The 15668-nt window shown below is 43.1% G+C and carries 13 protein-coding genes; 6 read left to right on the plus strand and 7 right to left on the minus strand.

The window, feature by feature from the left end; all coding sequences use genetic code 11:
- The 3 genes from BM736_RS25300 to BM736_RS06120 all read right to left on the minus strand — a co-directional run.
- The coding region (locus tag BM736_RS25300) for a hypothetical protein (RefSeq protein ID WP_218638746.1) at positions 1–202 on the minus strand (202 nt) is incomplete at its 3' end.
- A gap of 675 nt (positions 203–877) precedes the next feature.
- Positions 878–2800 carry a methyl-accepting chemotaxis protein gene (locus BM736_RS06115; protein ID WP_076409982.1) on the minus strand — a complete coding sequence of 641 codons (1923 nt, stop codon included), beginning with the start codon at positions 2798–2800 and terminating at the stop codon, positions 878–880.
- A 135-nt stretch (positions 2801–2935) separates the two neighbouring features.
- Positions 2936–3247, minus strand: coding sequence for a hypothetical protein (locus BM736_RS06120; protein WP_076409984.1), 312 nt, complete (start codon positions 3245–3247; stop codon positions 2936–2938).
- A 345-nt stretch (positions 3248–3592) separates the two neighbouring features.
- Between BM736_RS06120 and BM736_RS06125 the strand changes: the two genes are divergently transcribed.
- The 3 genes from BM736_RS06125 to dbpA all read left to right on the plus strand — a co-directional run bounded on the left by BM736_RS06125 (position 3593) and on the right by dbpA (position 7745).
- A complete protein-coding gene (locus BM736_RS06125; protein WP_076409986.1) occupies positions 3593–4996 on the plus strand; it encodes an MFS transporter in 1404 nt (467 codons plus the stop codon).
- Between the two features lie 223 nt (positions 4997–5219).
- Positions 5220–5915: a DUF3313 domain-containing protein gene (locus tag BM736_RS06130; RefSeq protein ID WP_076409988.1), complete on the plus strand. Its 696-nt coding sequence runs from the start codon at positions 5220–5222 to the stop codon at positions 5913–5915.
- A gap of 453 nt (positions 5916–6368) precedes the next feature.
- Positions 6369–7745, plus strand: a complete 1377-nt coding sequence (dbpA, locus tag BM736_RS06135; RefSeq protein ID WP_143562358.1) for an ATP-dependent RNA helicase DbpA — start codon at positions 6369–6371, stop codon at positions 7743–7745.
- Positions 7746–7921: 176 nt separating this feature from the next.
- On the opposite strand, the gene BM736_RS06140 is transcribed toward dbpA, so the two are convergent.
- From BM736_RS06140 to BM736_RS06150, 3 genes are all read right to left on the minus strand, one after another.
- A complete protein-coding gene (locus tag BM736_RS06140) occupies positions 7922–8194 on the minus strand; it encodes a DUF6793 family protein (RefSeq protein ID WP_076409992.1) in 273 nt (90 codons plus the stop codon).
- Between the two features lie 180 nt (positions 8195–8374).
- Positions 8375–8827 carry a hypothetical protein gene (locus tag BM736_RS06145; RefSeq protein WP_083699906.1) on the minus strand — a complete coding sequence of 151 codons (453 nt, stop codon included), beginning with the start codon at positions 8825–8827 and terminating at the stop codon, positions 8375–8377.
- A gap of 224 nt (positions 8828–9051) precedes the next feature.
- Positions 9052–10767 carry an amidohydrolase gene (locus BM736_RS06150; protein WP_076409994.1) on the minus strand — a complete coding sequence of 572 codons (1716 nt, stop codon included), beginning with the start codon at positions 10765–10767 and terminating at the stop codon, positions 9052–9054.
- Between the two features lie 558 nt (positions 10768–11325).
- Between BM736_RS06150 and BM736_RS06155 the strand changes: the two genes are divergently transcribed.
- Positions 11326–12708 carry a Na+/H+ antiporter NhaC family protein gene (locus BM736_RS06155; RefSeq protein ID WP_076409996.1) on the plus strand — a complete coding sequence of 461 codons (1383 nt, stop codon included), beginning with the start codon at positions 11326–11328 and terminating at the stop codon, positions 12706–12708.
- 46 nt (positions 12709–12754) lie between these two features.
- Here BM736_RS06155 and BM736_RS06160 read toward each other — a convergent pair whose 3' ends face one another.
- The gene (locus tag BM736_RS06160) at positions 12755–14251 is read right to left on the minus strand and encodes a DEAD/DEAH box helicase (protein WP_076409999.1); all 1497 of its coding nucleotides are present in this window, start codon (positions 14249–14251) and stop codon (positions 12755–12757) included.
- A gap of 389 nt (positions 14252–14640) precedes the next feature.
- Here BM736_RS06160 and BM736_RS06165 point away from each other — a divergent pair, with 389 nt between their 5' ends.
- Together BM736_RS06165 and BM736_RS06170 are read left to right on the plus strand one after the other, a co-directional pair.
- Positions 14641–15180 (plus strand): 3-hydroxyanthranilate 3,4-dioxygenase, encoded by a 540-nt coding sequence (locus BM736_RS06165; RefSeq protein WP_076410001.1) that lies wholly within the window; start codon positions 14641–14643, stop codon positions 15178–15180.
- A 208-nt stretch (positions 15181–15388) separates the two neighbouring features.
- A complete protein-coding gene (locus BM736_RS06170; RefSeq protein WP_076410003.1) occupies positions 15389–15598 on the plus strand; it encodes a DUF3565 domain-containing protein in 210 nt (69 codons plus the stop codon).
- Positions 15599–15668 lie beyond the last annotated feature (70 nt).

The following is a 15668-nucleotide window of genomic DNA, read 5'->3' on the forward strand; positions in this document are numbered from 1 at the left end:
CTAATAAACGATAAATCCCCAGCACTTTGTGTTGGGGATTTTTTCGTTTAACAGCTTTTGAAATGACCACTCGAACATGGGAAGTAAATAGCGCATGCGAAGCATGCTTCATTTCATGTGATAGTAGGGTGACGAGCCTACGCTTATCAAGCGAAGCTTGATGTTGGCTCTGAACGCGGAGAGCTTGCTCGAAGCTGGACATTGAAAGGCGCCTTTGTTGCAGGCTACAAAATAGCTTCTTCCGACGTCGGTCGATAAAGGCTCTAGCATCCTCGGTAACCGCTCCTGCGTTACCCTAACTCCTGAATCCATTCAGTCGTGCTTCGCTCTACCTCCTATATCCATATAGTCGTTCAATATCGACACTTCCACCATCCATGGCGGTCGACCCGCCGCTGAGCTTGGTCATAAACTGCGTCCATGCGTTTATGACATTCGGCACTTCCATGTGCCTAGCCTCCAGTTCAGCGACTGCGTCGCTTCTCGCTACAAAGTCGCTAAATGCTGCGCATTCGAGGCACTACTTTTCCGCCCCCATGTGTTCGCTTCGCGAACGTCGAGAGTAGGCCATTTCCAGGCGCCTAATAAATGGAAGATTTCATCACTTAGCGGGGGCAATATCAATTTGGAGGGTGGCGACCTACATGGATGTAGGAAGTGCAGTTTATGCAGGATGCATTAAACTGCCCCGTAGCTGACCATGACAGGCGACTAATAAACGGATAATCTCACACGGCTCAATATCAACATGAGGGTGGCGAGAGCCTTATGGCAAAAAGCCTACTTGGTTAAGTAGGCTTAGGTGAGTGTTGTACAGTTTAGTCTATCAAAACTGTTTATAGGCTCTGATTTTGGCTCTGACTAGATGTAGGGCAATCTAGATCTTAAACCTAGAGACTAGTTCGTTGAGCTGTACAGCCATTTCCCGTAGATCGCTACAGTCTACAGAGGTTTGTTGAACGACTTGGCTACTGGTGCTTGAGATGTCTGCAATGGCTGTAACATGTGGGTTTATCTCTCCGACAACATTAGATTGCTCTCCTGTTGCTGTCGCAATTTGCACACTCATCTCATTCATCACTTTGATGTTTTCAGAGATACTGTGTAGGTGCTCACCTGAGATAGTGGCTTCAGCCTGACTTTCGGTACTTAATTCTGTACTACGCTCAATGGCTTCTACGGCTTCACGTGTTTTAGACTGCAGTTTTTCGATAATGCCACGAATCTCTTCGGTTGATGCGTGACTGCGTGATGCTAACGTTCTTACTTCATCAGCAACGACAGCGAAGCCTCTTCCTTGTTCACCTGCTCGTGCAGCTTCAATCGCAGCATTTAGTGCCAGTAAGTTAGTTTGCTCTGAGACGGCACGGATCACCTCTAGCACTGTATCGATAGAGTCCGCATCTTCGGCAAGTTGACTGATGGTTTCGCTTGTTTTATTGAGTTGCTCACTCATCGTTGAGACGCTTGAAATAGTTTTCTGCACCGAACTGTTGCCCTGAACCACTGCTTCTTCAGCCACTTGTGCATTTTCAGCTGCGTTATTCGCACTACCTGCAATTTCCTCTGCTGTCATACCCATCTCATGAATAGCAGTGGCGATCTGTTCAATCTTACTGACTTGATCGGTGATCTCTCCTTCCATATGCTTTGCTTGGTTATCTATTCTCTCTACTGCTTCAAAGAGATCGTGTCCTGTTGCCGACACACTGCGTAATGTACTACTAAGATAACTAACAAATTTGTTATAGCCTCTAGCCATATTACCAACTTCATCACTCCTCGTATCATCGAGGCGTATGGTGAGATCGCCTTCACCTTCACCTATATCTTCTAGCATTTTAGCCAGTTCGCCGAAGGGGGAGATCAGTTTATTAATAAGCCATGCACTGATAACCATAAACAGGAGTGCGATAATGAGCCCCATAACAGCTAATGACCAAGTTGCTCTATTTAATGCGCCAAAAATTTCGTCTCGTGGTACCTGGGCTATAAGATACCAACCTATTTCTGGGAGATACCTGCTAGCAACTAGCATCTCTGTTCCAGCTTCTTCATATTCTAATGTGGCGAAATCTTGGCTTTGCAGTAATGAACCTGTATCTATATTACCTAAACTATTAAGGCTCTTATTTATATAACTTGTGTCAGGATGGATTTTTATTTTTCCTTCACCATCTGTCAAAAATACTCTGCCGTTGGTCCCAATCTGATATTGCTTGATACTGTCAGATAGACTTGCGAGGGATAAACCGACACCAGCTACAGCACTCGGCTTGCCATCTATCTTCATCAAGTAGTTAATGAAAAGTGTCGGGATCTGGCTACTTTCATCCACATCTAAACTTAAATCATACTCTTTGCCGCTAGATAAAAAGTTGTAGAACCATTGATCTTTAGAGTCAGACTGATTGATTGTTTTGAATAGGCCGTTTTGAGTAAAGTAGCGACCTGTGTCTGATGAGACTAAGAAGGCCGTTATTGTATTGAATTCTTGTTTGATATTACTAAGGTAGTTAATGATGTTTTGATGTGACTCTTGTTGATCGCCATCTCTGATAACAGCTTGGTAGTCGACATTATTAGCCATGACCTTTGCAATAGTGATCGGCATAAGTAGCTGAGAGTCTATATCGTTAGCAACCTCACCTAATACTGCTGGAAGCTCCCTTTCAAGCGTACTCTCTAAAATGATTGATCGACTGGTGCTGAGTGAGTAGATACTAATGATCAAAATAGATAAAACGACAGAAGCTAAAGTAGTGAGTACTACCTTACGGCGGATATTCAGTTTAAACATTTTTGGCTCTCCTATGCTGTGATAAGTATAGGAGATGAATATGTTTTTGTACGAAATTTTGTTATTGGATTGTGGAATTCGTGATCTGCAACTCAGTACAAATATCCCTCAATTATCAATCACTGTTCTGGGGGACTAATCACAGAAACCTTCATGTAAAAATAGGTGTCTAGTTTGATTAAACCTAGATTCATCTGCGGTGATAAAATCGATGGCGAGCTGGTATTTGGCTAATAGAAACTTTTCTTGTTTCGCGATTTCATATTCATTCATGACTATATTCATCGCTTCGACTGTCCACTCAGGTTCACCTAAGCCGATATCATACTCATCGGGATCATAGTTTGTGACCATCCAGTCTTGCAATTGATCTGAGCTAATCTTCTGTTCTCCCCAAGATTTAAGTACATCAAGAAGCTGCTTTTTAGTGATATTAGGTTTTGTCATTGGCTTGCCATTAGTGGGGAATATTTACATTAATGGCAAAGGGTACCTGTTATTTGAGATTTGAGCGAGTGTTGTCTGCTATTGATTAGCCTATCAAACAATTCTTCAAATATAGGCATTTAGCTTAATTGAAACTTAATTTTATATTAATCATCTCTGTGTGCGTGTTATTATCCAAGGTCAAATTTTAAGGTTGCTAGCCTATTGGAATAGGTTAACTAACTGATAAATCATCTCATTGTAAAATAGACAAATAATCGATATAGAAAAGATGTTATTGCAATTGCAGCAGCCATTTCTAGCCATTAACTTATATTTTCTACTTAAGCTCCGGATAACAATAATATGAATGATAGAGTTTCTTCAAAAGCAGAATTTCCTCGGGTGTTCTGGATAGCTAACGGTGTCGAACTGTTAGAGCGTGCCGCCTACTATGGCGTATTTATCGTAATCACCCTATACCTGTCTCGTATCCTTGGCTTCACAGATGTTGAGGCTGCATGGCTAGCGGGTTCGTTTTCTGCAGGCTTATATTTTTTACCTACTTTTAGTGGTGCATTAGCCGATAAGATTGGGTTCAGGGGCGCCCTGTTGTTAGCCTTTGGACTATTAACTATAGGTTACTCTGGTCTTGCACTATTTCCTGCTTTGCTAGAGTCTCAAGGTCTTGTTGAATATGGTAAAGAGGCTATTTACCACGGTTTAAAAGAGGCCGATATACGCTGGGCAATAGTCCCAATTTTAGTTGTAATCATGATTGGTGGCTCTTTCATTAAGGCTGTTATAACCGGCACTGTCGCTAAATCAACGACTACCGCTAACCGCGCTAAAGGTTTCTCTATCTTCTATATGATGGTTAATATCGGCGCGTTTTCTGGTAAGACAGTGGTTAAGCCCTTACGTGAGTCTATGGGCGATCTTGGCCTGATTAACTTAAACTATTTTGCTGCAACAATGACCTTGATAGCTTTTGTTAGTATCTATATCTTCTTCAAAAATGCAGAAACCAATAGCGAAGGTAAGTCCCTTGGGGAGATATGGAGCGCCCTGACTCGTGTGGTTTCTAACGGTCGCTTAATTTCGTTAACTATTATTATTAGTGGTTTTTGGATGGTACAGCACCAGCTTTATGCCACTATGCCTAAGTATGTATTACGTATGGCCGGCGAAGGCTCATCACCCTCTTGGTATGCTAACGTTAACCCTTTGGTGGTTTTCCTCTCTGTCAGTTTAGTTACTGCAGTAATGAACAAGCGTAGTGCACTGTCTTCAATGACTATCGGCATGTTCATTATGCCAGTGTCAGCGCTTCTGATGGCATCAGGCAATATGCTTGCTGGCAATGAAAGCATTATGGGAATGCATCCTATCGCCTTTATGATGATTATTGGTATTGTGTTTCAAGGCTTGGCTGAATGTTTTATCTCACCGCGATTTCTAGAGTATTTCTCACTGCAAGCTCCTAAAGGAGAAGAAGGGTTGTACCTTGGCTTCTCACATCTTCATTCGTTTATCAGTTCTCTGTTAGGTTTCGGTCTGTCTGGTTACTTGCTTGAAGCCTACTGTCCAGATCCGAGAATTTTCGATAATCATGCACAGTGGGTTGAGGCCTCATCTCATGCTCACTACATTTGGTACTTCTTTGCTGGAATCGCCACTGTATCGGCTGTTTCTTTGATTATCTATGGCATGATAATTAAGCGCATAGATGCCAATAAGGCAGAAGAAGCTGAATTCGCTACAGCTTAGCTACAGCTTAGCTAGTAATTAGATAGACTGATTCTAATAGACTGATATGTAAAAGCTCATAATGCTTGGGGCTTTTACCTATCCTATTGTTTTTAAATGATAATGGGGCTGTTATTACGACAAATGACAGAGTAATACTGAGTGAACTCTACTCTTATACTAAGGTGGTTAACTCTATTCTCATGTTTCTTTACAGCTTACTGATTTACTTGGATGGAAACGTATGAAATCTTATCGAATTGCTGTCAATTTAGTTGTGAGTGCACTTGTACTGTTAGTAAGTGGTTGTGGTGTTATCCAGGACTATCGTCAATCACAGATGTTTACAAGCTTCGATGACTTTAGGCCGGGTCCAGAGGGCGGCAGCGACCTTGTTTGGGCAAAACAAGGTATCAAGAGCATCAAAGATCTCAATGATATTCTGAGACAATACGATAGTGTTATCGTCGATCAAGTCTGGTTGGTTCTGGATGATAAGACTCGCTATGATAATTTATCGGAACAAGAGATTATCGGCGTGTCAGAATATCTGATCGAAAAGATAAAGCAGAAGGCCAGCAAGAATTTTGAGCTCGTGGATAGTCTTGAGGAGAATACCTTAAGGATTAGTGTCGCCCTGACTAACATAGAAACACCAAATCCTATTCTGGCTGTAACCAGTAGTCTGCTTCCCTTTGGCTTAGGCATCTCCACTATCTCAAAAGTCGTGACTGGAGAGCACACTAATGTAGGTAGTGCCACTATTGAGATGATGATCAGCGATGCTAATTCCGGTGAGCCTATCGTAGCTGTTATCGACAGAAAAGCAGGGAGTAAAGATCTGAGCTCAATGATCGACTCAACCGATGATGCCAGGGACGCTATTGATTGGTGGGTAGAGAGGATCGGTTCGACTTTGCGCGGAGAGATGCCCGAGTAACACGGCCTAGATAACGGGTGTGAGTGTTTCGATTAATGGTCTTGGGTAGTGAGATAGGCTTGAGCCTAATCGAATAAAGGCTTTAGCCATCTGACTCAAACAAGTGATATTCAAAACGAGTCCAATGAGTTGTGACCTGGTTAGACATTTAGATTTATAAATTAGTTTTCTATTAGAAGGCCTAGGCAAGGATACGAGCAACTCATATCAAACCTTGCTATAATCCCCCCATTAATATTAAGCCCAAATATCATTGAGTTCACAGGATGATAGTTAGCTTGATAACTTCGATTTATATCAGCGACATATCAATAGTTATATTTAAATGATTGACCATTACATGGACTATTATTTGATTATGGATTATTGACAGTCGCTATCATGGCGAGTGTTTTGTCGTGATAAAAATAGGAATAGACCTTGAGCCAAGTTACCCCAAATGCAGATACTGATCTGTCTTTTTCGACATTAACATTAAAACCTGAACTACTCAGTAACCTGAAAACCATGGGTTATGACTCAATGACGGCCATTCAGGCGCAAAGTTTACCGGCTATCTTGAACGGTGAAGATGTTATTGGCCAAGGTAAAACGGGCTCAGGTAAAACTGCAGCATTTGGCTTAGGTCTATTGAACAAGCTAGACGTGAAGCGTTTTCGTATTCAGTCATTGGTTTTATGCCCAACTCGAGAGCTGGCTGATCAGGTGGCAAAAGAGATCCGTACTCTAGCGCGTGGTATTCATAACATTAAGGTATTGACCTTATGTGGTGGTGTACCAATGGGTCCGCAAATCGGTTCACTTGAACATGGTGCTCATATCATCGTGGGCACACCGGGCCGTATTATCGATCACTTGTCACGTGAACGGTTAAATTTAGAGAATGTTAATACCTTAGTACTCGATGAAGCTGATCGCATGCTCGAGATGGGCTTCTTGCCTGATCTAGACTACATTATGGCCGAGATGCCTCGTGAACGTCAGACCTTACTGTTTAGCGCGACATTCCCAAAGCAGATCCAAAAGATCGCCGAAGAGATCATGTTCGAGCCTTTAACTGTCAAAGTCGCTTCGACCCATGACAGTAGCAGTATCGATCAACACTTCTATCAAATCGACAGCAATAAAGATCGTCAAAAAGCGCTGCGTTTATTACTGCTACAACACCGACCAGAGAGTGCGGTGGTTTTCTGTAATACTAAGCGAGAAACGAAAGATGTCGCAGCTACGTTAGCCAATGACGGGTTCAGTGTTGTGGCACTGCATGGCGATCTCGAGCAGAGGGATAGGGATGTGACCTTAATGCAGTTCGCCAATAAGAGTGCATCAATCATGGTAGCAACAGATGTTGCCGCTCGAGGTCTAGATATTGAAGCTCTGGATATGGTGATTAACTACGAGTTTGCTTTCGATACCGAAGTGCATATTCACCGCATTGGCCGTACCGGGCGTGCAGGCAGTAAAGGTGCTGCTTACACCTTCTACACTTTTGATGATGACTACAAGATCAAACTCTTAGAAGAGTATTTAGATCGTGATATCGTCAGCGAAGGTTTGCCACCTGAGAATTTACTCGATACCTTCCCGACTCAACCTAAGATGGTGACTCTGCAGATTGATGGCGGTAAGAAGAACAAGGTTCGTCCTGGAGATATTCTAGGTGCATTAACTGGCGAAGATGGCATTCAAGGATCTGAAGTTGGCAAAATCAAGATCACTGAGTTCCGCTCATATGTGGCTGTCGATCGTAAAGTTGCCAAGCGTGCATTACATAAGATAGTCAACGGCAAGTTGAAAGGCCGAACATACCGTGCTTGGGAAATGAGATAAATTGTTAGTTTGATTATTGAAAGGGAGCGATTTAGGTCGCTCCCTTTTTTAATGCTATTAGCTTAATGACTGTATTCACCCCTTGAGATTTGTCGTTCTATACCTCATCAAACTAAGCTGAAACTCTTAATTAATGAGCTGCAGTACTCCTGTGTAACACAAGGTGATAGCCGCGTTCACACTAGCCTATTGATAACCTCTTGGGCCTTCTTTAAACCGACGCCAGTCTCTTCTTGATATAATCTAATTGCTTTAAGTTTATGCCCTGCAGCAATTGACGATAAAACCTCTTTTGAAATGTGTAATTTATCATCGTAAATAATGCCGTTATTTTTTAGTAAGGTATCTATTTTCCGTTCGAGTCGGTTTATTTTTCGCTTGGCAGTCACAAGTTCGCTATAAATAAATACAGAGGCTAAAACGGCAAAAATGATGAGTGCTTCTTCCATGATTTCAATTCCTTTAAGCTAATGCGGAGCTAGGAGGTCAAACTTATGACCTCCTTGTTAACTCATTGAACTTACAATGGCTTGTGAAGGTATTCAAGATTAATAGTGAAAGATGAATCAATACTCGGAAAATCATACCAATTAAGGGGGAAAGCCCTTAACAAGTGCGAGCGAATCCAGTTAGTCGAATACGTTACTGCATGCCGAATAAGTGTTGAAAGCATCATCCCAGCGACGAACATCGTTGGCGCGTCTCCATCGTGAGTGCCAGAACTCCATCATGCAAGTACCAGTGTCGAGCTCTATCAATAAAGTATCTTGCTCTTTTACCTGCTCATAGGCTGGATAATCTTTACTGCGCCCCCAAGTTATACCACCTCGACTGTTAGCCCAGTTTTGCCAGAAGTTATCTAGATTAATCCATTGCTGACTCGAGGTTTCCCAAGCCTTAGAGTGACCATTGATGATTAACACTTGGCCGTTGTGATCGCCTTTTTTGATTTGTTGTTCATCTAAGTGAGTTGCCTGCTCTGCATAGGTGATATTAATGCTCAGCATTCCAACTATTATAAATATTACAGACTTAAGCATTGTTATTGTTTGATTGGGCTTAATGCTGATGGTTTTAATCATGAGCTGATTCCTCTTTTTTGTAGTTATAGTGTGCAGATGTAGCAATAAGACCCAGTGTTTGAAGTTTTTTATTCGAGGGATTGACGTTTTTTATTCGAAGGAGTGGAGTTAATGATAGAACAAGGGCTTTGAGCCGAGTGTAACTGCTTAGTAAAAGGGGGAAATTGGAGCTCGATAAATCTATTGAGCTCCCTAACAAAGCGGCTTGAGATACTGGTTAGTGACTATTTAGTCACTGCTTTTGTAACGGATGTTGAATCTATATTGAACACTTTAGTGCCGTTAACCCAGGTTTCTAGCACTTGTGTCTGCCATATCGAACGTGGATCGCCTTGTACTATATCTTGATCGATAATAATAAAGTCGGCAGCCATTCCTGGTGCTAATTGACCAATATGATTTTCTTGGTGAGCAGAATAGGCCGCTGCGGCTGTGAAGCTATTCAGCGCCTGATTCATGCTCATCTTTTCATTAGGGTACCAGCCATTTGCTGGGAGGTTGTTATGATCTTGGCGAGTGACCGATGCATGTAAACCAAAGAAGGGGTTCGCAGGCTCAACTGGGAAGTCAGAACCTGCAGCAATAATGGCATTAGCTTCTAATAGTTTATGCCAAGCATAGGCTCCTTTAATGCGCTCCGAGCCGACTCTATCTTCAGCCATATTCTTGTCACTCGTTGCATGGGTGGCCTGCATTGATGCGATTATGCCAAGCTCTGCAAAACGTGGAATATCTTCTAAGCGTAATATTTGCGCATGTTCGACTCTATGCCTGAGTGGTTTAGTACCGGTCTGTTCAATGAGTGCTTCATAGGAGTCTAGGACTAACTTATTCGCATGATCGCCAATGGCATGTGTATTGACCTGGAACCCTGCTTTCATGGCAGTGGTCATGTAGCTTTTTAGCTGTTTATTACTATGTAGTAATAGGCCTTTGTGGCCGTGAAGATCTGAATAATCTTCAATAAGTGCAGCCCCGCGGCTACCTAAGGCACCATCTGATGAGATCTTTACACTGCTAAAGTCCAACATGCCAGAGTTGTGATGATATGGGCCTTTTGCCATTAAGGCGGAAAATTTCGGATCGCCAGCAGCAACCATGCCATAGACCCTAATTGGCATCTCATCTTTATTGGCCAAGTTTTTATAGGCTGTGATCGTTTCGCTACCCACACCTGCATCGTGCACGCTAGTGAGGCCGAGCCTAGCTAAGTCTGTCATTGCAGCTTTAAGGACTGTCTCTTGCTCAGCGACACTTAAGTCAGGAATGGCTGTGCTGATAAGGGACATAGCATTATCGATAAATACCCCACTTGGCTCACCGGTTTGGGTACGAATGATTTCGCCACCCTCTGGTGATTGGGTATTAGAGTCAATGCCTGCAAGTTTCATTGCCGCGGTATTAGCCCAGCCAGCATGCCCATCAACACGTCTTAGCCATACGGGGGTATTAGGGAAGTGTTTGTCTAAAGAGGCGGCAGTCGGGAAAGATTTTTCGGGCCACAGAACTTGGTTCCACCCTCGTCCCTGCACCCAGTTGAGCTCAGGGTTAAGTGTTCGAAACGTAATCGTACGTTGCACCGCTTCTTCTTCAGATTGGCTGCCACGCAGGTTAGTGCGCATCAAGTTAAGTCCCCAACCTAAAATATGCCCATGAGCATCAATGAGGCCTGGTAGCATGGTTTTTCCGCCAGCATCAATAACATTGATCTTATCGTTAATTCGCTTGGGGGTCTGAGATATGAAGAGCTTATCAATCTTGCTATCGGTAAATTGAATCGCATTAAAGCTGATTAACTCGCCTTTATTGACTGTGTAGCCATTGAGGTTTTTCAGTAGCGTGGTTTGCCCAGGAGTCTGAGTTTCAGCTGCGCTTAAAGGCACCGATAAGCACAATAGGATAGCTAAGACTTGCGACCTGTGGCCTGTAGTAATCTTCATAGTATCAATATCTTATTCTAGTTATTTTATTGCTGATATTATCAGCTCACTAACAATAAGCAATCAACATAAAAGGTATGGCTTGTGAGTGCATAAAACGCGAATACCTAGCCCTTGGATAATTCGATAATTTATCCTAAGTGTCTAAGCCATTTGCTGGCAGTTGATTTTATTCAGGTTTATTCATTTAACTGCTCATCCAATTCAGCATGGGTAGAAAGCTCGCTTTAAAGGCGGGATTTGTTGTGTGTAAACCTTAAAAACTAATCAAGGTAAAACCTTTTAATTTCAATTAATTATGATTATCATCAACCTTGGTTTAAAAAATGTGCTTTAGGAGTGATAATTTTTATTGACTAAAATTCAATTCGGGATTATTTTGCGCCCGATGTTTTCAACTCGAGCATGCCATACACCAGCGCTTCCCTATTCAGCTGGTGGCGTGCTCACCCTAAAAGCAGCAATAAACTCATATCACTGAGCGCATAAAAGCCAGTTTACTTTGAGTCTTTTAATTTAATTTGCCATTTTGGCACTATTTTAGAAGGACATTAGCGCATGTCAGATCCGACAGCCTTAAGTCTTATTCCACCTGCGGTGGTATTGGTGTTAGCCGTTGTTCTACGACGTCCTATTCTTTCACTCGTGATTGGTGCATTAGTTGGTTTACTGCTATTGGACCCCGCGACAATCTTGACTCAGTTTGCTGATATTTCTCTGTCTGTTATGGCAGATGAAACCATTGGCTGGCTCATTTTAGTCTGTGGTGGTTTTGGCGCACTGATCTCTTTACTGGTGAAAACAGGCGGCTCTATGGCTTTTGGCCGTCATGCGCTAAAGCTTGCAAAAGGGCCAAAGTCATCCCTGTTTATGACATTTATGCTAGGTGTAGTGATATTTATCGATGACTACCTCAATGCATTAACTGTGGGCTCAACCATGAAGCGGGTTACCGACAAGTTTAAAGTGTCACGTGAGATGCTTGCTTATGTCGTTGATTCAACTGCAGCGCCAATCTGTGTGTTAGTGCCACTGTCTACTTGGGCGGTATTTTTTGGTGGCTTGTTAGTGGATAACGGCGTCGCTGAGCAGGGGCAGGGGATTGCGGTCTATATGCAGGCCATTCCCTATATGCTTTATGCTTGGCTCGCTGTCGCTATGGTGCTCTTGGTTATTTTGGGCATAGTACCTGCGTTTGGTCCGATGAAGCGTGCACAAATTGCTGCATCCCAAGGTGAGCCAGCCCTTAAGCAGGTGGATCTCGATGAGGTACAAACATCAGATGAATATGCCGTTAAAGCGATTGAGGACGAATTTAAACACGCTGATGACTCAGGTAAGCTACATAATTTCTTTGTGCCTATCTTGTTATTGGTCGGCTTTACGGTTTATTTCGATATAGATGTGCTTAAAGGCTTACTTGCGACTTTGGCGATAACTTTACCTTACTATGGCGTGCAAAAATTGATGCCACTGTCGGAGATGATGGAGCAGATGATAGACGGCTTTAAGTCTATGCTACCGGCTATCTGTACTGTTATTGCCGCATTCATTTTTAAAGATGTGTGTGACAAGCTAATGCTGCCTCAGTATGTGATAAGTACTTTGAGCCCTTTTATGACACCTCAGTTGCTGCCTGCAGTGGTATTCTTGAGTATGTCTATATTGGCTTTTGCTACTGGTTCTAGCTGGGGAATTTTTGCGGTATCGATTCCGATTGTGATGCCGTTGGCCCAGTCAGTTGATGCCAATATACCACTGGTGATAGGGGCGCTGCTTTCAGCTTCGTCATTTGGTAGCCAAGCTTGCTTCTATTCTGATTCGACAGTATTGGCAGCTCAAGGCTCGGGATGTAACTTGGTGAGCCATGCGGTGACTCAGTTACCCTACGCATTAATTGCTGCGCTAGTGACTTTTATCGGTTTCTTATTATTGGCATAAAAAAAGGCTCTAGAACCTAGGTTCTAGAGCCTCTCTTAACGGTTAGTTAGCTTCCCCAGATGTTGCTGTTGCTTGTGGGCTTAGAAGCTGCAGAGCTAGCGCTATTGCTTGCTCGGCCTTGTGATTGAGCCCCAGAGCGACGGCGGCTATGACCTGAGTTATTATCATTAGGCTTATGACCGCGGGCAGCTTCACCGCTACGCTGACCATCTTTATGTTCCACTTTTCCTTCGCTGTTTCTACGAGGGCGGTTGGAAGCATTCGCGTTGTTACTCTTGTCAGCGTTGCGCGAACTGTTATTGCCACGCCCCTGCTGATTACCATTACGCCCATTACCTCTGCTGTTAGCATTTCGTGGACCACGGTTTTGACCATGCTTACGCTCATTAAGATCGTTTTCAGCTAGGGCCTGAGTTGGCACAAAGCCCTCAACCTCTTTGCGAGGAATATTTTGTTTAATGAGTCGTTCAATATCTCTGAGTAACTTGCTCTCATCGTTGCTGACTAGTGATACTGCCTGACCATTTGAACCTGCACGACCAGTACGGCCGATACGATGAACATAATCCTCAGGTACATTAGGTAGATCAAAGTTAACTACGTTGGGCAGTTGATCGATATCGATGCCACGGGCGGCGATATCAGTGGCAACTAATACGCGAACTTCACCACTTTTAAAGTTAGCTAAGGCCTTAGTACGGGCACCTTGGCTCTTATTACCATGGATAGCTGCAGCAGTGAGGCCTTTAGCTTCTAGGTTTTTGGCAATACGATTCGCGCCATGTTTAGTGCGACTAAACACTAACACTTGCTGCCAGTCATTTTGTTTAACTAGATGAATCAGCGCTGCAGTTTTTTGCTTCTGATCTACTGGGTAGATGTATTGCTCTACTGTTTTTGCTGTGGCGTTACGAGGCGTCACCGAGATCTCAACAGGGTTGTTGACTAGACCTTTTGCTAGTTTACGAATATCGTCAGAAAAGGTTGCTGAGAACATCAGGTTCTGTCGTTTAGCCGGTAAAACTTTGAGGATCTTCTTAATATCATGAATAAAGCCCATATCGAGCATACGGTCGGCTTCATCAAGCACTAGGACTTCAAGTTGACTGAAGTTAACTGCGCGCTGGTTAAAAAGGTCTAATAAGCGGCCTGGAGTAGCGACTAAGATATCGACACCTTTTCCAAGCTTATTAATTTGTGGACCAATACCTACCCCACCAAACACAACTGCTGATCTAAGAGGTAAGTTTTTACCATAGGTATCAACACTTTCAGCGACTTGAGCGGCAAGCTCGCGTGTTGGTGTTAAAACAAGAGCTCGAACTTTCTTTGCTTGAGCTCGATTACCACGGGTCAATAGCTCTAAAAGCGGCAAGGTGAAGCCAGCTGTTTTACCGGTACCTGTCTGGGCTGCAGCCATTACATCTTTACCTTCGAGCACCGCTGGAATTGCTTGAGCTTGAATTGGCGAAGGTGTGTCATAGCCTTTATTGGCGACGGCTTTCAAAATTGGTGCAGATAAACCCAGGGAGGTAAAGCTCATAGATTGGTCTCTTGGCGCGGCTAAATACGGCGGCTTTCATGGGGCCAGGTGCTCTGGCGGTCGTGCAGCTTACAGGATCTCTACTAAAAGCGCTAATTATTAAGCAGTGAGGGCGCAGTTATTAAGCCACTTAGTTAAGTGTAGCTGTAGAATTGCAGCCTTTGTAATGCAATCTCATTTTTCGATTGAGGCGAGCAAAAAGTGTCACTGGATTGCTCTGCGGAATTAAAGGTATATTAAAAGTGATATAGATCACGTTTTATTGGCGATAAATGGTTCGTTTGAAAATTGATCTATGTCAGCTTTATCTACCCAAACCTCCCTATAGTGGTTTAAAACCAGAAAGATAATAACAAAAAAACAGACCAGCAGCCTTGAAGGAGAGCAAGATGGCATTACCAAAAGCACTCAACCTACACAAATGGATCAACGATAACCAACATATGCTTAAGCGTCCGCCAGTAAATAATGAACTGATCTGGAAAGATGCAGATATGATGGTGATGATGGTCGGAGGGCCTAATGAGCGTTTAGATTATCACTGCAACCCCGTTGAAGAGTTTTTCTATCAGATGAAAGGCGATTGTTATCTGAACTCGTTCGATGAAAATGGGCAGCCTTGTGAGATCCATATTAAAGAGGGGGAAGTGTTGATGCTACCAGCTGGTACTTTACACTCACCGCAAAGGCCAGATCCTGACAGCGTAGGGTTAGTTGTAGAGCCAGCAAGACCGGAAGGTGAGTTAGATAAATTGCAGTGGCATTGTCTCAAGTGTCATAGCATGGTGTATCAGATCGAAGCTAAGATCCTCTCAATAGTGAAAGACCTACCCGAAGTGTATGATGCATTCCATGCCAATATGGATGCCCGTACTTGTAAGGAGTGTGGTGAAGTTCACCCAGGTAAAGATAAGTTTATTGCTGCTTAAATTGTGATATTTCCTTTGGAGGTTATTACTTGCTATTGCTTGCTTATGTTGCATAAATAGATAAAAACTCGTTAGCTTCAGTAAAGCTTCTTTGATTGTCTGCAAAGATAGCTAGTTTAATGATGTTGTTTAAACTCTGTACGTGTTAATCTCGCGCCCTTAATACTCATCGCTGTCGAGGCGCTTGAGCTATGAGTCTTTAGGTTTTATGAAACAGTCGATAGTTGGTTATCTTAAAGATGATGAAAATCATTGGGTTGCTATACTTCAATGTGGGCATTATCAGCACGTGAGGCATAGACCTCCTTGGGTCGTTCGCCCTTGGGTGATAACGGCACAAGGCAGAACGTCTATGCTAGGTTATAAACTGAATTGCAAAAAGTGTGATTTAGGAGCCGCGAAAGACGTGAGTGAGTAAAATCGCTAGAAAAATTTTTGACTTATCGCGAGTGACTTATTGTCAGGCGGTAAGATTATATCTGTAGGAA

This window comes from Shewanella sp. UCD-KL12 (genome assembly GCF_001957125.1).
Taxonomy (GTDB): domain Bacteria; phylum Pseudomonadota; class Gammaproteobacteria; order Enterobacterales; family Shewanellaceae; genus Shewanella.